This window comes from Calditrichia bacterium, assembly GCA_020634975.1.
Lineage (GTDB): Bacteria > Calditrichota > Calditrichia > RBG-13-44-9 > J075 > JACKAQ01.
In genome coordinates, this window is the sequence record JACKAQ010000001.1 from 1,438,529 (window position 1) to 1,464,151 (window position 25,623).

General features: G+C 48.4%; 20 protein-coding genes. 18 read left to right on the forward strand and 2 right to left on the reverse strand.

Annotation, left to right across the window (positions count from 1 at the left end; translation table 11 throughout):
• Positions 1-149 precede the first annotated feature (149 nt).
• The 9 genes from H6629_05880 to H6629_05920 all read left to right on the forward strand — a co-directional run bounded on the left by H6629_05880 (position 150) and on the right by H6629_05920 (position 10,220).
• The gene (locus tag H6629_05880; protein ID MCB9067319.1) at positions 150-542 is read left to right on the forward strand and encodes a BlaI/MecI/CopY family transcriptional regulator; all 393 of its coding nucleotides are present in this window, start codon (positions 150-152) and stop codon (positions 540-542) included.
• Positions 539-2,020 (forward strand): M56 family metallopeptidase, encoded by a 1,482-nt coding sequence (locus H6629_05885; GenBank protein ID MCB9067320.1) that lies wholly within the window; start codon positions 539-541, stop codon positions 2,018-2,020. The genes H6629_05880 and H6629_05885 overlap by 4 nt, the downstream gene beginning before the upstream one ends.
• A gap of 329 nt (positions 2,021-2,349) precedes the next feature.
• Positions 2,350-2,943 (forward strand): PDZ domain-containing protein, encoded by a 594-nt coding sequence (locus H6629_05890; GenBank protein MCB9067321.1) that lies wholly within the window; start codon positions 2,350-2,352, stop codon positions 2,941-2,943.
• Positions 2,919-3,131 carry a PDZ domain-containing protein gene (locus H6629_05895; GenBank protein ID MCB9067322.1) on the forward strand — a complete coding sequence of 71 codons (213 nt, stop codon included), beginning with the start codon at positions 2,919-2,921 and terminating at the stop codon, positions 3,129-3,131. The genes H6629_05890 and H6629_05895 overlap by 25 nt, the downstream gene beginning before the upstream one ends.
• A gap of 112 nt (positions 3,132-3,243) precedes the next feature.
• On the forward strand, positions 3,244-4,737 hold the full coding sequence (locus H6629_05900) for a hypothetical protein (protein MCB9067323.1): 1,494 nt from the start codon (positions 3,244-3,246) through the stop codon (positions 4,735-4,737).
• 124 nt (positions 4,738-4,861) lie between these two features.
• The gene (locus tag H6629_05905; GenBank protein MCB9067324.1) at positions 4,862-5,587 is read left to right on the forward strand and encodes an ABC transporter ATP-binding protein; all 726 of its coding nucleotides are present in this window, start codon (positions 4,862-4,864) and stop codon (positions 5,585-5,587) included.
• A gap of 130 nt (positions 5,588-5,717) precedes the next feature.
• Complete coding sequence (locus H6629_05910) at positions 5,718-7,136, forward strand: serine hydrolase (GenBank protein ID MCB9067325.1); 1,419 nt, start codon at positions 5,718-5,720, stop codon at positions 7,134-7,136.
• A 92-nt stretch (positions 7,137-7,228) separates the two neighbouring features.
• On the forward strand, positions 7,229-8,641 hold the full coding sequence (locus tag H6629_05915) for an ABC transporter permease subunit (GenBank protein MCB9067326.1): 1,413 nt from the start codon (positions 7,229-7,231) through the stop codon (positions 8,639-8,641).
• A 112-nt stretch (positions 8,642-8,753) separates the two neighbouring features.
• Positions 8,754-10,220, forward strand: coding sequence for an ABC transporter permease subunit (locus tag H6629_05920; GenBank protein ID MCB9067327.1), 1,467 nt, complete (start codon positions 8,754-8,756; stop codon positions 10,218-10,220).
• Between the two features lie 23 nt (positions 10,221-10,243).
• On the opposite strand, the gene H6629_05925 is transcribed toward H6629_05920, so the two are convergent.
• Positions 10,244-10,609 carry a DoxX family protein gene (locus H6629_05925; protein ID MCB9067328.1) on the reverse strand — a complete coding sequence of 122 codons (366 nt, stop codon included), beginning with the start codon at positions 10,607-10,609 and terminating at the stop codon, positions 10,244-10,246.
• 156 nt (positions 10,610-10,765) lie between these two features.
• Between H6629_05925 and H6629_05930 the strand changes: the two genes are divergently transcribed.
• The 3 genes from H6629_05930 to H6629_05940 all read left to right on the forward strand — a co-directional run bounded on the left by H6629_05930 (position 10,766) and on the right by H6629_05940 (position 12,056).
• On the forward strand, positions 10,766-11,203 hold the full coding sequence (locus tag H6629_05930) for a winged helix-turn-helix domain-containing protein (GenBank protein MCB9067329.1): 438 nt from the start codon (positions 10,766-10,768) through the stop codon (positions 11,201-11,203).
• Positions 11,204-11,470: 267 nt separating this feature from the next.
• On the forward strand, positions 11,471-11,809 hold the full coding sequence (locus H6629_05935) for a BrnT family toxin (protein ID MCB9067330.1): 339 nt from the start codon (positions 11,471-11,473) through the stop codon (positions 11,807-11,809).
• Entirely contained in the window at positions 11,784-12,056 is a 273-nt protein-coding gene (locus tag H6629_05940; protein ID MCB9067331.1) for a BrnA antitoxin family protein, read from the forward strand. Before H6629_05935 ends, H6629_05940 begins: the two co-directional genes overlap by 26 nt.
• Before the next feature lie 88 nt (positions 12,057-12,144).
• Here the strand turns inward: H6629_05940 and H6629_05945 are convergent, their stop codons facing one another.
• A complete protein-coding gene (locus H6629_05945) occupies positions 12,145-12,339 on the reverse strand; it encodes a hypothetical protein (GenBank protein MCB9067332.1) in 195 nt (64 codons plus the stop codon).
• A gap of 266 nt (positions 12,340-12,605) precedes the next feature.
• On the opposite strand from H6629_05945, the gene H6629_05950 reads away from it, so the two are divergent.
• From H6629_05950 to H6629_05975, 6 genes are all read left to right on the forward strand, one after another.
• Positions 12,606-15,011, forward strand: coding sequence for an ABC transporter permease (locus H6629_05950; GenBank protein MCB9067333.1), 2,406 nt, complete (start codon positions 12,606-12,608; stop codon positions 15,009-15,011).
• A 20-nt stretch (positions 15,012-15,031) separates the two neighbouring features.
• On the forward strand, positions 15,032-17,500 hold the full coding sequence (locus tag H6629_05955) for an ABC transporter permease (GenBank protein MCB9067334.1): 2,469 nt from the start codon (positions 15,032-15,034) through the stop codon (positions 17,498-17,500).
• A gap of 134 nt (positions 17,501-17,634) precedes the next feature.
• Positions 17,635-20,016 carry an ABC transporter permease gene (locus tag H6629_05960; GenBank protein ID MCB9067335.1) on the forward strand — a complete coding sequence of 794 codons (2,382 nt, stop codon included), beginning with the start codon at positions 17,635-17,637 and terminating at the stop codon, positions 20,014-20,016.
• Positions 20,017-20,033: 17 nt separating this feature from the next.
• Positions 20,034-20,555, forward strand: a complete 522-nt coding sequence (locus H6629_05965) for an ankyrin repeat domain-containing protein (protein ID MCB9067336.1) — start codon at positions 20,034-20,036, stop codon at positions 20,553-20,555.
• Between the two features lie 71 nt (positions 20,556-20,626).
• Complete coding sequence (locus tag H6629_05970; protein ID MCB9067337.1) at positions 20,627-23,059, forward strand: ABC transporter permease; 2,433 nt, start codon at positions 20,627-20,629, stop codon at positions 23,057-23,059.
• A gap of 77 nt (positions 23,060-23,136) precedes the next feature.
• Entirely contained in the window at positions 23,137-25,524 is a 2,388-nt protein-coding gene (locus H6629_05975) for an ABC transporter permease (GenBank protein MCB9067338.1), read from the forward strand.
• Positions 25,525-25,623 lie beyond the last annotated feature (99 nt).

Genomic DNA, 25,623 nt, shown 5'->3' on the forward strand with positions numbered 1-25,623 from the left:
AGTAAATTTATGAATTGCAAAATTTTTCTTGCAAAAAAATTGGAACCTTGCTATACTACACGCGTAGAACTACGGGTGTAGTTGAAAATCAGATACAAACCCCTCTAAATCTCCCCTTGGTAAAGGGAGACTTTAGTGAAGGAAAGCAAATGGCGAAAAAAGATATCACACTCAGCGAACAGCAAATGGAAATCATGCGGGTGCTCTGGCGCGGCGGTGAAGCCACGGTGCAAGACGTCCGCGAGGCGCTCTCAAAAGATAAACCGCTGGCAACCACCACGGTCGCAACCATGCTCTCGCGGCTGGAAAAACGCGGCATCATCGATCACAAAACCGATGAGCGCCAATACGTGTATTTCCCGCTCGTCAGCGAAAACGAGGTGCGTCGCTCGATGGTGAAAGACCTGGTGAGCAACGTGTTTCGCGGTGATTTTGCCGCGCTGATGAGCCATCTCGTGAAAGAATCGGAAATTGACCCGGACGATCTCGAATCGCTCAAACAAATGATCGACGAACAGGAAAAAAAGGAGGATCAGCAATGATTCAACTCTCCCCGTTTCTCGATCAGCTTCACACGATTATTCCCGCGCTGGCAACCTGGCTGCTCACCTATCTGGTGCACAGCAGCATTTTGCTGGCAATCGTTTGGGGCATTTCCCGATGGCTGACCGCTCACCAGCAACAATTGCGCGATATGCTCTGGAAAATTGCGCTGGTTGGCGGAATCATCACGGCATCGGTGCAAATTTTCGGGAATATCGATCCGGCCGGCGGCAGCTATTCGCTGTCGTCACAGGATGATGCGCTCGCAAAACTCCGATCGCGATTGCCGAAAAACGAGCACATCGACAAACTGGCGCAGCAGTGCACATCTGAAATCGGTGCTGAATCGCCAAAAATGCTCATGCTTTCCGCAGAAGTTGAAAAAACATTCACTGTTGAAGTGAACGCCGAAGCCGTTGAAACAGCATTCAGCGATGCGCTGCAGGACAGCCTGAAAAAGCAGTTGAGCATCCGCTGGGCTGCGAAAACCGATTCCGGCGCATTCGGTAACAGCGATATCGATTCGGTGATGGCATCGTTCGGCAACCTCAGTTTACCGTTGTCACAGCGCGTTTTTGAAATTGACGCCAGCAAAAATAATATTCAGGAAATGACGTTGTACGAATTCGGCTGGATGCACTGGCTGACAGTCGCGTGGCTGCTCGGCGCCGGATTTTTCGCGATGCGTTTTTATTTTTCCCGCAAAGCGATGCGCGAATTGCTCGATGATCGCCGGGCGATTGTCGATGGCGAAGCGCGCAAATTGCTCACGGAAATTTGCCGCAACGCCGGATTTCGGCGCCATATCCGCCTGTCCGCATCGCCGTTTCTGGACAGCCCGATTGCCATTTCCCAAAACGAAATTTGTCTGCCGGAACGCGCTCTTGTCGAGCTTTCCGCCGAACAGCAGCGAACGATGCTGGCGCACGAAACCGGTCATCTGCTGCGGCTCGATCCGCTCTGGCTGCACATTTGCGCGGTGCTGGATATCCTCTTTTTCTTCCAGCCCGGCAACCGTTTGGCGCGCCGCGAATTGCAGGACGCCGCCGAATATCTTTGCGATGACTGGGCGATTCGCAGTACCGGACAATCCGTTCAGCTCGCGAAATGCCTCACCGCCGTTGCCGGATGGATTCACGCGAAGCCGCAATTTGCCTATGTTGCGGGAATGGCAGCCGGAAAATCGGCGCTGGCGCGACGCGTGCAACGCATTTTGCAGCACAATCAGCGCGATGGACATTCCGGTAAATTCGGCGCCGCACTCGCCGCTGTGATGCTGCTTTCCGCGATCAGTTGGGCAGCACCGAAAATTTCACCGGAAATTTTTAAAGCGCAGGTGTTCATCGTGCAATCCAACGATTTCCCGGACAAAAATGTGGAAATCCAAAGCGTGATCGTTCAGGATGATGTGTTCACTACACAAAAGGGGAATTCGCTGCAAATGAACGTAACCCGGCAGTTGAAAACGATAGAATAAAGCGGATATGTTTATCCTTTATCCCTGATCCTTTGTTCATTTCAACGCCGTTAGAATATTCTGTTAATTAAGAAATAACAACTATTTAACGACACAATAATCAACCCGTCGATTTTGATTTTCGCAAAATCGAACAGGATTTCTTTGGCCATTTTTGAACCCAAAAAAGAGTATTTGTTTAGTGAAATGATCATTTAAGTGCAAAAAAAAATGGAGATTCCTGCCTTCGCAGGAATGACATAGTGGGGTCATTCCTGCGAAGGCAGGAATCCCCGGCAATTCTCCAAATTTCTAAAATGCTACAATACTACAAAACAGGAGTTTTAACGATGAAAATAATCAGCAAAATTGCCCTGGTTTGCCTGCTGGCAACCGTGTTTTCACAGATGTTCGCACAAAACTGGAGCCAAAAACGCGAGGTCGAAATGAAGATCGAGGGCGAGCCCTTCAACCTTGCGGAACTCGGTGCGGTGATCGTTTCCGACGGCGAAACGATCAAATTTCTGCATGTTTCCGACGCGGCGCAGCGACCGGCTGCTTATCGCGATATCGACGCAAAATCCGATGACGAAGTGCTGATGATGAACGGCAAACGCATCCGCGATACTGCCACGCTCAAAAAAATGTATGATGAACTGGCGATCGGCGATGCCGTGAAAATCGGTGTGCGGCGCGGCGAACAGATGTTCATTCTCGATTTCCCGAAAATCGATCCGAAAGATGCCCCAAAAATGATGATGCGCATGGTCGTCGATGACGGCAGCGGCAACACTGATGAAATGACTTTCGGCGCGGAAGACATTTTCCCGGCGATGGAGTTGCAAATGTTGTTTACGATGGAAGACGGCAAGTTGATCGCGCGCCCCACTCACGAATTTAAACCCGGAAAATCAACGGTTTGGACATCGCCGAAGGCGACGTAATTACGGCGATCAATGGCAAAACGATTAAATCGCTGGATGATTTCCGCGAGGCGTACGCCGCCATCGCCGTTGGCGAAACGGTCAAATTGAGCGCTGATCGCAACGGCAAAACGGTCACATCCAATTTCAAAAAACCGGAACCGGTTGCCGGCGGCGGCAGGATGATGATCAAACGGGAAAGCAATTGACAAAATTAAACTGTCAGGAATCCGCGCCCAACGCAGCAGAAAGATTTTCTGTCATTCCTGCGAAGGCAGGAATCTCCTAACACTACAAAAAGTTGACAAAAGTGCAAACCAAATGAAATCAATCTATACTTTTTACCTTTTATCCTTCATCCTTTTTACTTCTGGCGTTAGCCAGTGGGGCACGCCCTTCAACCAGCGCGATGACGAATATCGCCTGCTCGGATTGAAACGCGCCAAAAGCGCGTACGAGGCGGCAAAAGCGGAGCTGGAACGCAACGAATCGCTGTTCAACGATGAGCTGATTTCCGAAAATTCGCTGGAAGATGCCCGCCGTGAATTCGCCGATGCAGAAGTGAATTACCAACAATCGCTGCTGGCGGTAATCTTTGAAAAACAATATGTTACGGTCGAAAGCGCGGTCAAATATCAATCGGAAGACGGGCGAAAGCATGTGCGACTGAAGCTGGCGAATGCCTCCGGCGGCGGACAGGAATATCGCAAGCTGATCAACATCGACGATGCGCTGTTTCGCTCGCTGCAACCGGATGTGGTGAACAACGTGTACGTGTCGCTGCTGAACGACGAAAACGCGATCATCAGCCAGCCGTACGAGGCGAAAATCGACCGGCTGCTGTTCGGGCAACCGGTGACGCTGGATTTCGCGCTGCTGCAGGATCTGGATGCGGTGGTGGTGAATCTCGTTTACGGTAACGGCACGCAGCGCAGTCCCAAAATTTATCTCCAGAAAGATGCCAGCGAAAATAAGGTGATCGTGCAGTCCGAGCAGTTTTCGCAGGAAGTGGAGCTCGGCAAAACCGCTGCGTTCGACCTGACGCTGGAGCTGTTCAGCGGCGCAAACACCACTTACAAATTGGAAGTAGTCAATCTGCCGCGACAGATCAACAGCTATTTCACGGATGCGAGTGGACAGGCGCGGCTCAGCCAGTTCAAATTTACCGAATCATCCACGAATACGCGCGATGCAGCGCTGCAGGTTTTGCTGCCGGAACGTCCGACAGATGTGGTGCAGATGGATCAGCCGATCATTTTTTACGCGCTGGTAATTCCCCGCGAACAATCGCTAAAACTGGACAATTTGCACGACAAAATCTGGACACAGCCAGAAATTGAGGCGCTGAACGTGGGTTTCGTGCGGTTGGAACTGGTGCCGCGCGGCGTCGGTGAGTTGCTGGTGAAAGCGCCGCAGCTCTATTTTTCCATCGATGATGGCGAAAGCGTCACGGTCGATATCGATGTGAAAAACGAGGGTTCGCGGCGGCTGGATAACATCGAAATTACGGTTGATCCGCCGTTGCGCTGGCAGTGGAAAGCGGAACCGCGGGTGATTTCTTCGCTGGAAATCGGCGATGAGCAATCGCTGCGACTGACTTTTTCGCCGCCGGAAAATGTGTCTGCCGGAAAATATGAATTCCGGGTGCGCAGCAAAGCGTTCTCCGAAAATCGTCCGGTGAACGGTGAAGACAAATCGTTTACGGTGGAAGTGCAGGCGCAGGCGAATATTTTTGGTACGGCGTTTATCGTGCTGCTCATCCTCGCGCTGGTGGTGGGGATGGTCATCTTCGGCATCCGCCTTTCGAGAAAATGAAAACAAGGATAAAGGAACAGGGATAAAGGATAAATTTAGAAAAATTAACCCGTTTTATCCTTTATCAATTATCCTTTATCCTTTTGAAAAAGGAGAAAAAATGACAACCAACGAACAACGCCCGATGCTGGCGGCGGTGAATCTGACCAAACGATACGAGGACGGCGTGCTGGCGCTCGACCGGCTGAATTTGTCGGTGAACAGCGGGCAAATTTACGCGATGCTCGGCGGGAACGGCGCGGGCAAAACCACAGCAATCAACCTGTTTCTCAATTTTATCGATCCAACCGAAGGCGAGGCGCTGGTGGATGGCATTGTGACGCATCGCGAGCCGCTGGCTGCGAAAGCGAAAATCGCGTTTGTGTCCGAAAATGTGATGCTCTATCCCAATTTTACGGCGCTGCAGAATCTGGCATTTTTCGCAAAACTCGGCGGCAAAACCAACGTTTCGGATGCGGATTACCGCAAAGTGCTGCTGCGGGTGGGATTGCAGGAATCGGCGCATCGCAAAAAACTGCGTGATTTTTCCAAAGGCATGCGCCAGAAATGTGGCATCGCCATCGCTATTTTGAAGGATGCTCCGGCAATTTTACTCGACGAACCCACCTCAGGACTCGATCCCAAAGCGGGGCTGGAATTCATCAAATTGCTGGAAGAGCTGCGCGACGAGGGCAAAGCCATCCTCATGTCCACCCACGATATTTTCCGCGCCAAACAGGTCGCGGATATCATCGGCATTATGAATCAGGGTGTGCTGATGGCGGAAAAGCAGCGTTCAGAAATCGCCGGCGAGGATTTGGAGCAATTGTATGTCTCGCACATGGCGGGGTATATGGAAGTGGAAAGTTGAAATTGGAAATTTGAAAAATCCGTGTAAGGGAGAACGGCAATTCGCCCCTACGTTTCAACATTTCAACAGTAGTTGGTCATTCCTGCGAAGGCAGGAATCTCATGACTTTGAAAATCTTACAGAGGAAAACATGCACAAAAGACAGCTTATGCTATTGATATTTTTGTTCTTATCCAACGCAATTTTTTCACAAAACACCATCGAAACCATCGATGCGACAGTCAAACAATATGTCGGAAAAGACCTGTTTTCCGGCGTCGTTTTGGTCACCGAAAACGGGAAACCGGTTTACGAAACAGCATTTGGGATGCTCGATCGCGAACAAAATATCCCGATGAAAACGGACACTAAATTGAAAATCGGCTCGATCGTGAAGGATTTTACGGCAGTGTTAATTCTACAACTTGCGGAGCAAAATAAACTCGATCTCGATGATCCGATGGGCAAATATCTCGATATGTTTCCGGCGGAGATCAGCCAAAAAGTGACCATCCGGCAATTGCTGCGTCACGAGGCTGGCTTTGGCGATTATCTGCGCGATCCGCTCCCCCGCGAAACGATGGATTCGCTGACAACCGTTGCGCGAATTATCGATCTGTTCAAAAACGAACCGCTGCTGTTTGAACCGGGAACCGATGAGCAATATTCAAATTCCGGTTACACGGTGCTCGGTGCGATCATCGAGAAAGTGACCGGGAAAAGCTATTTTGACGCGGTTGAGCAACACATTTTGCAGCCGCTTGGCATGAGCGAAACGCTGTTTCACTGGCGCAAAATCGCGGCACAGTCGACGCGACCGAAATGGTATATGCGCTCCGCAACCGGCAGGATTTTTCCCGCTGAAGTTGACGAATGGCCGTCGCCGTCCGGCGGGGCGTATGCCACGGTTGGCGATTTGTTCAAATTTGAGCATTCGCTGTTACGCGATAACCGGCTGCTGTCTGATCGCTCCAAAGGCATCAAAGCGGCACGATTTTCTGCAGAACCAGCAGAATGGCAAAATCTGCTGAACGATCCGAAATATATTTCCGGCAAAGCCGGTGGTTCGCCCGGCAACAATTCGTTGGTGCTCAGTCAACCGGCGAAAGGTTACACGGTTATCGTGCTAGCAAATATGGATGAACCGATCGCAGAAGTTGTTGGAAAACAAATATTTACCATCCTCTCCGGCGGTGAGCCGGAACCCGTTCGACTGACCGTATTTGAGCAAATGTATCAAACCTGGAAAGCGCACGGCAGCGACTATCTGCGACAAAATTTTGAGCGCATTCTGGCAAATTACGAGCTGATGGACCCGCCGGATTTTGTGCTCAATCGCGTGGGTTACGATCTGCTGTTTGAGGACAATGTGGACGCCGCCATCGACATTTTTACGGTGAACACCCAATTGTTTCCGCAAATCGCCAACACCTGGGACAGCCTCGGCGAGGCGCACATGGTGAAAGGCAATCGCAAACTGGCGATTGAAAATTACCGCAAATCGCTGGCGTTGAACCCCGGCAACCAAAACGCGGCGGAGATGTTGCAAAAACTGGAAACTGAAGATTAGCCACCGAGTCACGGAGAGCACAGGGCTTTTCTTTTAAATACAAAAAAGCTCTCCGTGTCCTCTTGTGTCAGTGACAAAAAAAGGAAATCGACATGCTAAAATTTATCATCGAAAAAGAGCTGCGGGAGATCATCGGATCGCGGAAATTTGCGGTGACCTTCGGGATTTGCGCAACGCTGATCGTGCTGGCGTTTTACGTGGGCGCGCGCAACTATCAGGTCAGTCGTGCGCAATACGAAGCCGCGCTGCAGGAAAACATCCGGCAAATGAGCGACCTCACCGACTGGCTGATGGTCGAGCATCGCGTATTTTTGCCGCCGGAACCGTTGGCGGCGCTGGTCGGTGGTGTGTCCAACGATATCGGGCGCAACATTCTGATGTATGGCCGCGGCGAGCTGACCGCCGAAGACAGCCGCTACGGCGATGATCCCATTTTCGCGGTGTTCCGTTTTCTCGATCTGGAATTTATTTTCACAATTATTCTATCGCTATTCGCGATTCTGTTCGCGTACGACGCCGTGAACGGCGAAAAAGAGCGCGGCACGCTGCGGCTCACCTTTGCCAACGCCATCCCGAAAGACAGCTACATTTTGGGCAAAATTATCGGCGCATTTCTGGCGTTGGGACTGCCGTTGCTGCTGGCAATATTGATCGGATCGCTGCTGCTGCCGCTGATGGGCGTACCGATGGCCGGCAGCGATTGGGCAAAACTGGCGCTCATCTCTTTGGCGGGACTGCTCTTTTTCGGGGTGTTTCTCACGCTGTCAGTGTGGATTTCCGCGCTGACCCGTCGCTCGGCAACCGCATTTTTGATGATGCTGGTCATCTGGATTTTCGCTGTGATGATCATCCCCCGCAGTGCAGTGCTGCTGGCCGGTCGTTCAGTGGATGTGCTCTCCGTCGATGAAATCAACGCACAGAAAAGCCGTTTCCGCTCGCAACTCTGGAAGGAAGACAAAGACAAAATGAAATCCTTCCGCCCGGAGAACAAAGATGATGTGCAGGCAACCGTTCAGCAATTCCAGAAATTCATGCAGGAGTTAGCGGAGGGACGTGAGGAAAAATCCCGCGAACTGAGTGCCCGGCTGCAGGAACAGCGTCGCAACGGGCAAACGGTGCAGGAAAATCTGGCGCTGGGACTGGCGCGATTATCGCCGGCGGCATCGTTTTCGCTGGCAGCGACGCACCTCGCCGGGACGTCCATCGCAATGAAACAGGATTACCTCGACGCTGCGAATAACTATCAGCAGAGCTACGCGAATTTCATGAAAGAGAAAACCGGCGGCATGCTTCGCGAAGGTGGGATGATCATTCGCACCATCACAGAGGGCGAGGATGCACCGCCGAAAATCGATCCGTATGAAATTCCCGCGTTCGAATACCGATCGCCCGAACTGCGCGAATCGCTGGCGGCGGCTTTGCCGGATTTCGGGTTGCTGGCGTTGCTGAACATCATTTGTTTCGCCGGTGCGTTTTTCTCGTTTTTGCGATACGACGTGCGGTAAAAGCCCGTTTGTCATTCCCGCTAAAAGATTGCGGGCATGACAAACGGGGCGTCATTTCTGTGCAGGCAGGTATCTCCAACATCAAATTTGATTGAAATCAAAAGGTAAACCCATGTTAAAACTCATCATCGAAAAAGAACTGAAATCCATCCTCGCCAGCCCGAAATTCCCGGCAACCTTCGGCGTTTCGGCGGTGCTGATTTTGCTGAGCGTGTTCATCGGGTTGCAGGAATATCAATCCGCGCGGCAGCAATACGATGCGGCGGTGCAGCTCGTCAATCAGGAAATGGCTGAGGCTACCAACTGGATGAATGTGGACAATCGCGTGTTTCGCGCGCCGGACCCGATGCAGATTTTCGTTTCCGGCATCCATTACGACATCGGGCGGGTGTCGCCCATCGGCGAGTGGCAGGATGTGAAGCTGAAGCGCAGCAGCTATGCGGACGATCCCATTTTTGCGGTGTTCCGCTTTATTGATTTCACATTTATCGTGACGGTGGTGCTTTCGCTGCTGGCGATTCTGTTCACCTACGACGCGATCAACGGGGAGCGCGAGCAGGGCACGTTGAAGCTGACTTTCGCGAATGCCGTGCCGCGTGTGCAATACGTGACCGGCAAATTTTTGGGATCGTGGCTGGGTTTGGTGGTGCCGATTCTCATTCCGGTGTTGCTCGGATTGCTGCTGGTGATGCTTTACAACGTGCCGCTCACCGGCGATCACTGGCTGAAAATTTTCTCGTTGCTGGGTATTTCGCTGCTGTATTTCACTTTTTTTATCGCGTTTGGGCTGCTGGTTTCGGCGATCACCCGGACATCCGCCAGCGCGTTTCTGGTGCTGCTGGTGAGTTGGGTGGCGCTAACGCTGATCATTCCCCGCGCCGGGGTGATGCTCGCCGGACAGTTTGTGCCCGTGCCGAGCGTTGCGGAAATCGAAAGCCGCCAGGCCAAATTTGAGCAGGATCGCTGGGATCAATCGTCGCAGGCGATGGAAGCGCGGCTCGCCGAACGCCGCAACGCCACGCAGGGCATGAGCGACGATGAACGGCAGGCATACGAGGACGAACACATGTGGGACTGGCTGCAGGAAGAGGACGCCAGCCGCAAACAGGTGCAGAAAGATATCGCGGAATACAACCGCAAACTGACCGAATCCGTGCGCAACCAACATACAGTTCGCGAGCGGATGGGTTTTACGCTGTCGCGATTTTCCCCGGCGTCCGCGTTCCAGTTGGCGGCGATGAATCTTGCCGGAACCAATATCGCGTTGAAAACGCGATACGAAGATGCGCTGCACAATTACCGCACCCAATTCGTGGATTTTTTGGAGAAAAAGCGCGAGGAAACCGGTGAGTCCGGCGGTTTGCGCATCAGCATCGATAGCGAAAAGGGCATCGATATTTCCACCGGCAGCGACATCGGGAGTCTGGATTTGAGCCAGTTGCCCAAGTTTGCTGCGCCGTCCGTTGCGTTTTCGCAGATTTTTCCCTCGCTGATCACCGATGTGGCGCTGCTGTTGCTGTTCGCTGCGCTGACGTTTGGCGGCGGGTTTGTGGCGTTTTTGCGGTATGATGTTCGGTAATTCCACATCTTTTTGGAATGAATCTATTGGACATTATTCGCTTTTCTTTTAAGAAAAATGATTGTCACCAGCAAAACTAAATAAATTCCCGGTCGAAATATCTCTGTTGATTCCTGATGAACCACATGGGTCAAAATGGCGGCAATCATGACAAAAATCAATGAAATGACAGCGTATTTTGATATCTTTGGAACAAAGAGTAATATTGCAGCCACAAACTCGACAAAACCGACAATCATGTAAAATTTATCAGGATAATGCCACTGGCTAAACTTTTTTATCCAAAAATCTGCTGCTAAAAATTTTGCTGCTCCCGCCAACAAAAACAATATTCCAACTATTGTTTGAACAATTATTAAAGTGTGTTTCCAAACTTTATTGTTTTTCATACGTTTTCCTGTATTATTTTAGTGTTGTTTTTTGGTCGCTGAATTTCTCAACACCAATTGTTTAAAATGCCGTGAATAATTTTTTGGCTTGTCGTAAGAATAGACAAACATCTGCCAAAAAACCTGAAAGAAAACCGAAATAAAAGTCTATTTTTTATGAAAGAACCTGTTAACATGGACGCTAATGACAAGATCACTATTGGCGCATGGTCACTAAGGCTGGCATCCGGCTTGCTTTCAGATGGGAAATCAGCTGAGGTATATCTCGAGCCACGATTGGCAACACTGTTTTACCTGTTAGGCAAACATCCCAATCAATTAGTGACCAGAAAGCAGCTGATTGAGCATATTTGGAATGAAACTTTCGTTAATGAAGAATCGCTCACCAAAGCTGTTTCAGATTTGCGAAAACTGTTGGCAACTCATTTCGAAGATCCACCGCAAATCCGCACAATTCCAAAGCGAGGATACAAAATGGTCTTTGCTACGAGCGAGGAAAAGAAGACAATTTGGAAAACGGTTGGAAAGATTGGATTTTGGGGTATTGTGGGGTTTGTTTTGATGATTCTGGTTATTCGTGGACTAAATTATTAAAGTGATTTGGGGTTAGTTTTCTACAGTCCGTTGCGTTTTCGCAGATTTTTCCCTCGCTGATCACCGATGTGGCGCTGCTGTTGCTGTTCACTGCGCTGGCGTTTAGCGGCGGGTTTGTGGCGTTTTTGCGGTATGATGTGCGATAGATCCATCATTTGACACCCCCACACACATCGACAAGACCTGTTTGCCTTCGAATAGGTCTTGTTATCCTTCAACCGATTATCCCCGAGAAACAAATAGCGCAAAGATTCCATTTGATTCTCAATGTATATTTTCACAATATACATCATGGGCGAGAAAATGTTACTCAATTGTGAAGGATTTCAACGGGATGAGGGCAATCAAAGCAAAAATTGGATAAAGCACAGCGTATCGCAAAGCGAGTGCGAACAGCCCTTTTTTAACAGACCGGTCATTGTTGCTGAAGACGCCGGACACTCACAAAAAGAATTGCGGTGGTTTATGCTTGGCAGAACAAATAGTGACCGATGCTTATTTATTGTTTTCACAATCAGAGGAAAATTGATTCGAATTGTTTCTGCCCGAGACATGAGCAAAAAGGAAAGAAAAATTTATAATGAGCAAATTAAAAAAAATCCCTGATTTCAAAAATGAGGATGAAGAAAGAGCGTTTTGGGCAAGTGCGGATTCTGCAGAATACATAAACTGGAAAATATCGAAACAGGTGGTGTTTCCAAACCTGAAACCTTCCACAAAAACGATTTCCCTTCGCCTTCCGGAAGATTTGCTGGATGAGATTAAAATGGTTGCCAATAAACGAGATGTTCCTTACCAATCGTTAATCAAGATCTTTTTAAAAGAGCGAATTGACTACGAATTAAATCAATAATAAATCGCACCGGTGTAATTTTCCAATAACTTCCATATCTGCCAATCGACAAAAAACATAATGTTCGCCAAGTTAGCAAAAGCATCCGCTAATCATGGTGATCTGCCGGTTCCAAGCCTTCTGCGCCGGGTAATTTGCCAATCAGCCTTGCGGGATCGTGAATCAAAATGGGCAGGTGTTGAGGACAAATTTTCAGATCGTGATTTTTGAATTGAAGGGAAATCAGCGGCACTTCATCGCTGGTTTTCTGGCAGTAAAGACAGCAGGCATTGACATTTTTCATCGTTTTATCCTTTTTTGAGAAGATATCGATACGAGATACACGATACAATATTAATCTTATGTAAAAATGATTATCGGGCCAAGATGTGTCCACTACCGAACACATCTTGTCATCCACCGAACACTTTTCCCACCTGAAAAAGTAGCTAAGTTCATAAAAAACAATGTTGGTATAGTTATTGATCTATCCGGGTTGCGCACATCCGCCCGGCGGTGTTCGGGCAATTGTGGTTTTTCCAACAATCCAAAATTGCACTGGAATTCAACATGTTTTCAAATTATTTCAAAATCGCTATTCGCAATTTGCGAAAAAACAAAGTGTATTCACTGATCAACATTATCGGGCTGGCTATCGGGATAGCCGGGTTTATCCTCATCACCATTTTTATCAAAACCGAGCTGGCATTTGACACATTCCACCCGAATGCGGAGCGTATTTACCGTCCGGTGGAAATCCAGAAACCGCGCGGGGTGGATATCCAGCACGTTGCGGTAACGATGGCACCGCTCGCCGAAGCGCTGAAATCCGATTTCCCGGAAATTGAGCAGGTAACCCGGGTGATGCGCTCCGGCAATGTGTTTGTTCGCAAAGGCGAAATGGCATTTTATGAAGACAATTCGGCGTGCACCGATCCGTCATTTTTTGATTTGTTCAAGGTCGAGTTTATTCACGGCAACCCGGAAACAGCGTTGAACGGACCGCATGACGTAATCCTTAACCGGGAAATTGCCGAGAAATTTTTCCCCAACCAAAACCCGCTCGGCGAAACGCTGGAACTGGAATTCTGGTTCGGCAAAAATGAATACAAAGTTACCGGCGTCATCGAAAATTACCCGGAAAATTCCCATCTCGTTTTCAGCATGCTCGCAAACATCGACCAGCTGGATGCGGAATACAGCGACATGATGAACAACTGGGATTCCAATTTTTTGGCAACCTATGTGCTATTAAAAGAAGGCACTTCCGCTGCCCAACTGGAAGAAAAATTCCCGGCATTTCTGGACCGGCATCTCAATGAATCATCGTGGAATACCGGACTGGAAATGTATCTGCAACCGCTGACGGAAATCCATCTGTTTTCCGATCACATCCGTTTCCAAACCTACAATAACAATCAGGGCAGCATCGATTATATCTACATTTTCGCGGCGATCGCGCTGTTCATTTTGCTGATCGCCTGCATCAATTTTATGAATCTCTCGACTGCTCGCTCCGTAAAACGCGCCCGCGAAGTGGGCATCCGCAAAGTGATGGGCTCGCAACGCAAAGAGCTGATCGCCCAATTTTTGGGAGAATCGATTATTATTTCCTTTATCGCGCTGATATTGGCGGTGGGGCTGGCGCAAACGGCCATCCCGTTTGTGAACGAGGTTTCCGGTCGCGATCTGGTTCTCGGTGAGCAAAACTACGCTTTCCTGATTCCGGTGCTGATTGGCGTTGCCATTTTGACCGGCATTTTCGCGGGTATTTATCCGGCGTTTTTCCTCTCCGCGTTCCGCCCCATCGAAACGCTCAAAGCGCAGTTCAACATTGGGCCGAAAGGGCGCTCCGCGCAGATGCGCAAGTTGCTGGTGGTGACTCAATTTACCATCGCAATTGCGCTGATTATTTGCACCGGCATCGTCATCAACCAGATGGATTATATCCGCAACAAAAATCTCGGTTTCAACCGCGAGCAGCTGATGTATCTCCCGATTCGCGGCGAAGAGGAATCGAACAGCATCGAACAGTTGAAATCGACGCTGGCGGAAAATCCGCAGATCATCAGTGCGGCGGCAAGTTCCGGGCAAACCGGCGTCAGCGGCAACCAAAGCACCCGCACGGTCGCCGGCACCAACGGCGAGGTAAGCCTGATGATGCGCATCAGCTATGTGGATTTTGACCTGATCAACACAATGGAAATGGAGCTTGTCGACGGGCGTAATTTTTCCCGCGAATTTGCCACAGATACTTCGCAGGCGGTGATCATCAACGAAACCGCGGTACGGGAACTCGGCTGGGAAAACCCTATCGGCATGCAATTTGAGCGCGAAGACGCCCAACCGATGACCGTGATCGGCGTGGTGAAAGATTTCCAGTATAACAAAATGACCCGCAAAATTGAGCCGCTGTTCATGAACATCGATCCGGAACGATACAATTATCTGATGATTCGCGTTCGCCCGGAAAACATCACCCAAACCCTTGATTTTATTGAACAAACATGGACCAATCTTCTCCCCGGTCATCCGTATGAATACGGGTTTATGGATGAATATTTTGAGCGGATGTATCGCGCGGAGCAAAATATGGGGCGGCTGTTCGGCGGATTTTCCACGCTGGCGATTCTCGTTGCCTGCCTCGGGCTGGTCGGATTGGTAACATTTACGGCGGAACAGCGTACTAAAGAAATTGGCATCCGCAAGATTTTGGGCGCCACGGTGCCAAACGTGATCTGGTTGTTATCTAAAGAATTTTTGCTGCTGGTGACGATTGCACTGGCGGTTTCCGCGCCCATCGCCGGTTGGCTGATGCGCCGCTGGCTGGAAAATTTTGTGGAACACGCCGGACTCAACGGCTGGATTTTCCTGCTGGCAGGCGTAATTGCGCTGGCAATCGCGCTGCTGTCGGTATCGTTTCAGGCGATTCGCACCGCGCTGGCCAATCCGGTAAAAACGCTGCGGTATGAATAAATCGAATAAGGGCTAAATTTATGCTTTCCAACTACTTAAAAATCGCGCTGCGAAACTTGCGCAAACAATCGATTTACAGCCTGATCAACATTTTGGGGTTATCGTTGGGGCTGGCAAGTTGTATTCTCATTTATTTATTCGTGCGTCACGAAATGAGTTACGACAAACATCACGAAAACGCCAACCGCATCTTCCGGGTTGCCAGCGACATCCATTTTGGCGGCAACCACATGAATATTGCGGTTGTGCCCGCGCCGATGGCTGAAACGCTGATCAATGATTATCCGGAAGTACAGGCTGCCATGCGGTTTCGTGACCGGGGCAGTTTTTTGGTGAAAAAAGCAGGTACAATCCAGAATTATAAAGAAACGCAGATTGTTTATGCGGATAATGCTATTTTTGATGTATTCACACTGCCGTTGAAGTTTGGGGAAAGCCGGACAGCCTTACAAAATCCGAGCGATCTTATCATCAGCGAATCCATCGCCCGCAAATATTATCCCGATCCATCCTTACCCGGCGGTTATGAAAATCCCATCGGAAAATCGCTGATTTTGGATAACCGCGACACCTATCAAATAAGCAGCGTTTTCGAAGACATGCCGGAAACCTCACATTTCCGGTTTGAAATCATCATTTCCATGACTGCGCTCGATGAAAGCCGTGAAGGGATTTGGTTGAACAGCAATTTCAACACATATATATTGCTAAAAGACGAATCTGCGGCATCTGCGCTGGAAAGCAAATTTCCGGCAATGATAAAAAAATATATGGGACCGCAACTGCTGGAATATATCGGAAAGGATTTTGATGCTTTTGCCAAAGCGGGAAACAGCATTCGTTTTTATTTGCAACCGCTGAAAGATATTCATTTACATTCGTCACTCGTTGCGGAATTATCCGCCAACGGCGATATCAAATATGTGTATATTTTTTCCGCAATTGCCATTTTTATGTTAATCATTGCCTGCATCAATTTCATGAATTTGGCAACCGCCCGATCGGCGCGGCGCGCCAAAGAGGTAGGCATCCGGAAGGTGCTCGGCTCCTATAAATCGCAACTTGTCGGGCAGTTTCTGAGCGAATCCGTATTGCTGAGTATGCTGGCTTTGCTCATCGCGCTCATGATGGTAGAGATAGTGCTGCCGTTTTTCAATACGTTGGCAGAGCGGCAAATAACAACCGATTATCTGGCATCGCCGCTGCTGTTGCCGGGTTTGATTATTTTTGCGCTGTTGGTGGGTATTCTTGCCGGCAGCTATCCGGCGTTATTTCTCTCCAAATTTTTACCGGTTCGCGTGCTCAAAGGGGATTTGAACCGCAGCGGTGCATCCGGCATTTTGCGCAGCGGATTGGTTGTCTTCCAATTTATTGCATCTATCGTGTTGATTATTGCCACTATTGTGGTAAACAATCAGCTTGGGTTTATCCAAAACAAAAAACTGGGATTCGATAAAGAGCAGGTGCTGGTCATTCACGATGCGTACGGACTGGGCGACAAATTACAGTCATTCAAAGCGGAAGTCGTTGATCATCCGGGAGTCATCAGCGGAACGGTCAGCGGATATCTGCCGGTGCGCTCCAGCCGGAGCAATTCCGGTTTTTGGCCGGAAGGGAACATCGATGAAACCTCGGCAGTTTCCATGCAAATTTGGGATGTCGATTACGATTACGTTTCCACAATGGGCATGGAAATTATTAAAGGACGTGATTTTTCGCGGGATTTCGGAACAGATTCATCAGGGATAATCCTCAATGAATCCGCGATAAAATTATTCGGATTCGCAGATAATCCTCTCGGAAAACAGATTCAGCGTTTCAAATCCGATTCCGAACAAAATGCTAACAAAAAAGAATTTGAAACCTTCACCGTTATTGGCGTGGTAAAGGATTTCCACTTTGAATCGCTGCGTGAAAACATTACCCCACTTGGTATAAATCTCAAACAACACCAATCACTGGTTTCTTTCCGTTTGCAAACTGCAGATATCGAAAACATTCTGGCGTTTATCAGAACAAAATGGGAAACATTTGGCAGCGGCGAGCCGTTCAGCTATTCCTTTTTGAACGATCGATTTGATCAGATGTATCGCGCGGAAAAACGTCTCGGCGATGTGTTTAACGTTTTCGCAATGATCGCCATTTTTATCGCATGCCTGGGATTATTTGGTTTGGCGGCATTTACAGCGGAACAACGCACCAAAGAAATTGGCGTCCGGAAAGTTTTGGGTGCCTCTGTGCCGGGTGTCGTGGGGCTGCTTACGAAAGATTTTATCAAACTGGTTTGCATCGCATTTCTGGTTGCATCGCCGATAGCCTGGTACATCATGAATATGTGGCTGGCAGATTTTGCCTTTCGCACGGAAATTAGCTGGTGGGTATTTGCGCTGGCAGGTGCCATTGCAACGGTTATCGCGATGCTGACCATCAGCTACCAGGCAATTCGCACCGCACTCTCCAATCCGGTAAAAACGCTGCGGTATGAGTGAAACACGGTTATGCCCGGGAGTTTTTTCGGGCATCCGTTTGCTCACAACACGAGATTCCCGCTAAAAAACTGCGGGGATGATCGATCCGAAATGACGTCTCCAAATTGCAAAATTAGTATACCCGAAAGGATAGCATGTTTAGAAATTATATCAAACTGGCGTTTCGCCATTTTTCAAAACATAAGCTGAATACGTTTATCAATATTTTCGGTTTAGCGGTGGGATTTGCCAGTTGTATTTTTATATATCTGTTTGTAAAACAAGAATTTGAATACGATAAATTTCATAAAAAATCCGACAGAATTTACCGGGTCACGCATGACGAAACGCCGTTTCGCGGCGAAGGCGGACGCCATTTGGCAACCGTTGGACCGCCAACCGGACCGGCGTTGGCGGAAACATTTCCGGAGATTCTCAGCGCGGTGCGCTTTCGTTTTCCCGGACGCCAGATTGTCGCGAATGCGGACAACCGCTTTTACGAAGATCACATTGTTTATGTCGATTCAACGCTGTTCAGCGTGTTCACTTTCCCGCTGCAAAGCGGCGATGCGCACACCGCGCTTTCCGAACCGAATTCCGTGGTGATCACTCCGGCAATCGCCAGTAAATATTTCGGCGAAGAAAATCCGATCGGCAAAGTGCTGGAAATGGACAATCGCATCCCGCTGACCGTTACCGGCGTTTTTGCACCGATTCCCCAAAATTCACATTTGAAATTCGATCTGGCAATTTCCTTCCAAACGTTTACCGTGCCGCGCGGCTATCCGGTTACGCTGGAAAGCTGGGACTGGATTTCGTTTAACACTTATTTGCTGCTGGAAAACGGCGTAAATCCCGCCGAGTTGGAAACCAAATTTCCGGAATTTGTCAACACCCATTGGCCGCCAGACCGGGCGAAGCGGTTCAAATTACGGCTTCAGCCAATGGGCGATATTTATTTCGGCGATATTTTGCATCCCGCTATTTCATCGGGTAACGTGGATTATTTATACGGACTTATCGCCGTTGGCGTGCTGATTTTACTGTTGGGCTGTTTCAATTTTATGAATTTGTCGCTGGCATATTCTGTCAATCGCGCCCGGGAAGTTGGCATTCGCAAGGTTTTGGGCGCTTACGAACACAATTTGATGCGCCAGTTTTTGGGCGAATCGTTGCTGACCACGCTGCTCGCACTGATTTTATCTTTCGCAATAGTGGAGTTTTTGAACGAAGCGCTGTATCAGTTCTTCAATTTTTCATTTGAAATTTCCACTGCGAATTTTCTTTCGGTCGCGGCGATTTTTCTGGGTATCGGAATTTTGGTGGGCGTTTTTGCGGGCAGTTATCCGGCACTGATTGTTTCCCGGTTTCAGCCGGTAAAAGTGCTCAAAGGACAATTCAAAACCAGCACAGCGGGATTGCAATTGCGCAAAATTCTGGTTGTTTTCCAGTTTGCGATTACCACCGCGATGATCGCCGGCAGCATCATTATTGCCGATCAAATGAATTTTATCCGCAACAAAAATTTGGGGTTCACCAGCGAAGCCATCGCTATTTTGAGCATTCCCAGCGAATCCGCCCACACGCGATATGACGTTATTCGCCAACAGCTGATCGAAAACCCGTCCGTTATTTCCGTTAGCGGCAGCGGCGGCACGCTGGATGGCGACAACGGCAACGTCCCCATTTTTAAAGAAGGCGCGTCCGAAGACGAGGGCATTCCGGTGAATATTTATGGCGTGGAATACGATTTTTTTGAATCGCTGGATATTCCCGTCATTGCCGGACGAACGTTTTCCGAGGACATTGCCAGCGATTCCACCAGTGCGATTGTGGTCAATCAGGCGGCGGCGCAACTGTTGGGATACAACGATCCCGTCGGGAAACCGCTGCGGGTCAGCAATCTGGTGGACGGGCACATTATCGGCGTGGTGGACAATTTCCATTTTGCCTCGCTGCATCACGAAGTGGAGCCGTTGGTGATTTTTTACTCCCCGCTCATCGAAAATATTTATGTCCGCATTCGCCCCGGAAATGTTGCCGCGGCCGTTGCAGCATTGGAGCAGGAATGGCAGACGGTTGCACCGGATTTGCCGTTTCACTTCACTTTTTTGGATGAAAATCTCAATCGTTTGTATGCATCCGATCGTCAATTTGCCACACTCATTTACCTGTTTTCCGCGCTGGCAATTTTGGTCGCCTGCATGGGATTGTATGGGTTGATCGCCTTTATCACCCAACAACGCATCAAAGAAATCGGTATCCGAAAAGTGCTCGGCGCGCCGGTTTCCGGCATTCTGCTGATTTTGTCCAAACCGCTGCTGGCGCTGGTGCTGATCGCAAATGTGATCGCCATTCCGGCAGTGAGTTTTGTGATCGGAAATTGGCTGGAAAATTTTGCCTACCGCGTGTCTTTCGGCTGGGAAATTTTTGTTTTTTCCGCCGCCATTGTTCTGACGCTGGCGGCGTTGACAATCGGATACCACACGGTTCGCGCAGCATTGGCAAACCCTGTAAAATCATTGCGTTACGAATAATTTAAAAAGGCGGTTTCATGAAAACGCATCGACGTGATTTTTTGAAATATATCTCTTTTGGAATACCGGGACTGTTGCTCAACCCTGTTTCCGTTTTCGGACAGAAAAAAGAGAAGCCGCCGGCATACGATCCGGCGTTGGTAAAGGAATTCGTCGTTGCCGGACACAAAGATTTGCCAAAAGTTAAAAGTATGTTGTCGGAATATCCCAACTTGCTCAATTGCACCTGGGACTGGGGCGGCGGAGATTTTGAAACTGCCATCGGCGGTGCCGGACATATGGGTGATGTGGAAATCGCAAATTTTTTGATCGCGCAGGGCGCGCGCGTGAATGTGTTTGTACTTACGATGCTCGGGAAAACAGAGCTGGTGAAACCCATTCTGGATGCGTATCCAAATCTGATTTTCGCAAAAGGACCGCACGGTTATACATTACTGCATCACGCCAAAAAAGGTGGCGACACAGCCGCAGATCTGCTCCAATATCTCACTGCGAAAGGTCTGACTGAAAATTCAGTGCCGTTATATCACCACAAATAACAATCGATAAGCTATTTACAAACAACAGCTTATCAGATAAATTTTTAAACAAAACTTTTCAGGAAGCTGCCATGTTATCCAATTACCTGAAAATTGCCCTGCGCAATTTGCTGAAATACAAAGTGTATTCGCTGATCAACATTTTGGGATTGGCGCTCGGTATCGCCTGCACAATCTTGATTTTATTGTGGGTGCAGGACGAGCTGAGCTACGATGAATTTCACACGAATGCGGATCGCATTTATCGCGTGACGCGCGAATGGAAAAATCCCGATGGCGAAACCAGTTTGCACCTCGCCCGGATTGCTCCGCCGTTTGCGCCGTTGCTCGCAAATGAATATCCCAACAGCATTGAGCACATCGCGCGACTGCTGCAGGATTACAACAGTTTGCTGAAAATTGACGATCAATCGTTTGTGGAAGACGGTTTGTTTTGGGCGGAACCGGCGGTTTTCGATATTTTTTCGATCGAGATGCTAAATGGTGATCCGGCAACAGCGCTCTCCGAACCGAACTGCATCGTGCTCACAACATCAATCGCCGATAAATTTTTCCCCGGCGAAAATCCCATCGGCAAAACCATCAATTATGAAGACGAAGGCGTGCTGAAAGTTACCGGCGTTATCGCCGATATGCCAGAAAATTCCCACCTCAAATTCGATATGCTCGGCTCGTTCGCCACGATGGAAACGATTTACGGCAAAACGTTCATGGAAACCAATTGGGGCAGCAATAATTACCTGACCTACATTTTGCTGGCCAAAGGGCAATCCGCCGCAGCGTTGCAGGAAAAACTGCCGGCGTTTATCGATAAATATTATGCCCCGGCGCTCATCAGCTATCTGGGCGAGGCGCCGGATTACGTTGTTAGCGATCTTAACGTATTGCATATGATGAAGTTAACGGATATCCACCTGCATTCGCATTTGAACAGCGAAGTTGAGCAAAACGGCGATATCAACAATGTGTATTTGTTCAGCGCGATTGCTTTTTTCATTTTGCTGATCGCCTGCATCAATTTTATGAATCTGGCCACAGCACGCGCCACCAAACGCGGCCGGGAAATCGGGATGCGCAAGGTGCTCGGCGCGTACAAGCGTCAGCTCATTCAGCAATTTTTGGGAGAATCGCTGCTCATCACATTTATTGCGATGTTGTTAGCTATTGTTTTTGTTGAATTTGCATTACCGGAATTCAACCATTTTACGGGCAAGGCATTGCACCTGCAATTCTTCAGCCACCCGTTAATTATACCGGCATTGCTGCTGCTCACGGTGCTGGTCGGGCTGGTTGCAGGAAGTTATCCGGCGTTTTTGCTCTCATCATTTCGTCCGGTGGCGACGCTCAAATCCAGCGACAAAATGAGTAGCGGTACCCGTTTCCGCACTATTTTGGTGGTAACACAATTCGCGATTTCCATTGGATTGATTGTCAGTATGGGCATTGTTTATCAGCAATTGGAATTTATGCGCAGCAAAAATCTCGGCTTTGCCAAAGAACGGGTAATTTTGCTCAGCGGCGATGGCGAGATGGGCGAAAACATCGAATCCATTCAGTCGCAGATGCAAACCAATCCCAATATTTTAGCCGTCACATCTTCCCGGCTAATCCCTTCCGGCAGGTTGCTGAACAGCTCCGGCGCACAAATTCTGGATGGCGACGAACCGCAACGGATCAATTTCCGGTTAGCAGTTGTGGACGTAAACTACAATTTTATAGATACTTACAAAATGTCGCTGATCGCCGGACGCGATTTTTCGCGCGATTACGCTACGGACGACAGCGCATCATTTATTCTCAATCGCAACGCGATTACGCAAATTGGCTGGACGCCGGAAAGCGCCATCGGCAAACGGATGAATTACGGCGGGCGCGATGGCATCGTCATCGGCGTGGTGGAGGACATGCATTTTGAATCGCTGCACAACAAAATTGTCCCGATCATTTTTTTGATCAATCCCGGCAGGAGCTATCGCTTCGCTGTCAAAATTTCCGGCAATGATATTCCCGGAACGCTGGCGCACATCGAAAAAATATGGCGTGAATATCTCCCCGATTATCCCTTCACTTACGATTTTCTGGACGACCGCGTTGATGCGCAATACGCCGGCGAAGAGGAATTGGGCAAAATTTTCGGCGTTTTTGCGATGCTGGCAGTGGTTATCGCCTGCCTCGGGCTGTACGGGCTGGCAGCTTTCACCGCCGAACAGCGCACCAAAGAAATGGGCATCCGCAAAGTGCTCGGCGCAACCACCGGAAATCTGGTCGGGCTGCTCTCCAAAGAATTTGTGCTGCTGGTTGTGATTGCCAACCTGATCGCGTGGCCGGTGGCGTGGTTCGCCATGAACAAATGGCTGGGCACATTTGCATACAGCACCTCTGTTGGCTGGTGGGTTTTTCTCGGTGCGGGCGTTTTGGCGCTGATTATCGCGCTGATCACCGTAAGCTGGCAAGCGATAAAAGCAGCACTGGCAAACCCAATAAAATCATTGCGTTACGAATAAGGAACAGCTGTTAATCATTCAGGTTTGCATCACTAGTTTTGCATGAGAAAATTTGCCGGGCAAAAATTGGAGAGAACATGTTCAACAATTACATCAAGATAGCATTCCGAAATCTTGTCAATCATAAAGTTTACACTTCCATCAATATTTTGGGATTTGCTGTGGGTTTGGCTGCATGCCTGCTCATTTACCAATTTATCAGCTATGAATTCAGTTTTGACAGGTTTCATTCAAAAGGTGAGCAAATTTACCGGTTGAATGAAATTCAGAGTTTCGGCGGAATTGAACCGCAACATGTTGCGCTATCAATGTATCCGATGGGTCCCACAATGAAAGATGATTTTCCGGAAGTTATTAATTTTACACGTGTTGCAACGGGTCCAACGTTACTGCAATATCAGGAAACCCGGATTATGCTGGACGAGGCTATCCGGGTCGATCCGGCATTTTTTGAGATGTTCGATTTTCAATTGATTTATGGTGACAGAAACACGCTGCTCAATAAAACGAACAGCGCAGTTTTGACCGAATCTTCCGCGCTGAAATTGTTTAACTCAACAGATGTAATCGGGAAAACAGTACTGGTTCGCGATAAAGCGTTTGAAGTTACCGGAATAATGCAAAACGTGCCGCAAAATTCCCATCTTCAGTTTGATGTCATTTATAATTTCGAACCCGAAAACGATGAGTTATGGATGGATAATTGGGGTGGCAACTGGCTGGTTACCTATTTGCAACTGGCACCCAATGCCGATGTAAATGCACTGAATTCAAAATTTAAACCATATTTGGAAAGGCACATCGGTCCGGGTGCTACTGATTATTACGAACTTTATCTTCAACAATTATTTGATGTGCATCTGGGCTCAGCCAATGTTACCCACGATTACCGTAACTGGAAAAAATTTGACCGCACTTACAATTATATTTTTGGGATTCTGGCGATATTCGTACTGGCTATTGCCAGCATCAATTTTATGAATTTGTCTACCGCACGTGCTGCAAATCGTGCAAGGGAAGTAGGTATCCGCAAAACAATCGGCGCATTTCGTTCACAGCTTATTCGTCAATTTTTGGGTGAATCGCTGATTTTTTCACTCATTTCACTTTGCCTTGCCGTTGCCATTGCAGAGCTCTGTCTGCCACAACTCAATAGCATCATCGACCGGGAACTGACCATTTCAGTATTAACAAAACCCGATTTAATGGCAAGCTTACTGGCTGTGACAGTGCTTGCTGGTTTACTCTCCGGTATTTATCCGGCAATATTTTTGTCTTCATTTAAACCCGTTAAAGTTTTAAAAGGCAGCGCCGGCGTAAACACAACAGACACCGGAAAACAATCGCCATTGCGAAATATATTGGTAGTCAGCCAGTTCACCATTGCAATTGTTTTTATTATTGGTACGATCTTGACCATCCAGCAATTGAACTTTATGCGTGCTAAAAATCCCGGTTTTAATCGCGAGCAAGTGCTGCTGATTGACATGAACACTACGGCAAATAAAAAATATGATGTCCTGAAGCGTGAATTCAGGAATTTGGGTGGTGTTAAAGATGTCACCGGCTCTATGCAACGATTGGGCAACAACATTCATCAAATGGGCATTCGTATTGCAACCGTTGATTCACTAACCGGCATGTCCCCTTCACAATTATCTGTGGATTACAATTACCTGTCATTTTACGAGATTGAACTTGCTGAAGGTCGGGCATTTTCTGAAGAATATTCAACGGAACGGCAAAGCGCTTTCATCATTAACGAAACACTTGCAGAAAAACTGGGTTGGGATTCACCTTTGGGTAAATCACTCCGTTTAGGCGGTGATGATTCGCTCGGAACGATTATCGGTGTAGTGAAAGATTTCAATTTCAATTCAATGCATCATAAAATTGAGTCACTGGTGCTGAACGTCCGGGATTGGGGCTATAGCGAAATGTCTGTCAAGGTTTTGCCGGAAAACATGACCGAAACAATAGCTGCTTTACAACAAAAGTGGAACAGAATTGTTCCGGACCATCCCTTCCAATATTCATTTTTGGATGAGCATTTTGAACAGCTTTATCGCTCGGATAAACAGGTTACAGAAATAGTCGGAATCATTGCTGCTCTGGCAATTTTTATTGCCTGTTTGGGGCTTTTCGGACTTTCAACAATTATTACCAAACAACGAACCAAAGAAATCAGCATTCGCAAAGTACTTGGTGCATCTGTGCCATCGCTTTGTCTGATGCTTTCAAAACATTTTGTCCTGCTCACCGGCATTGCCAACCTGATAGCCTGGCCGTTGGCATACGTCATTCTGTCCCGGTGGCTGGAAAATTTTGCGTATCGCGTTGAAATTAACTGGTGGATATTTGCGATTGCCGGAACGGCTGTATTAGTTATTTCTTTAATCACCGTAAGCTGGCAAGCGATAAAAGCAGCACTGGCAAACCCTGTAAAATCATTGCGTTATGAGTAGTGTTTTGTGTTCGGGTGTTATCGGCGGGAATTGTTGAATTTTTTACTGCGAATACCAATTGAGAGATTCCTGCATGCGCAGGAATGACATCGAAAAACA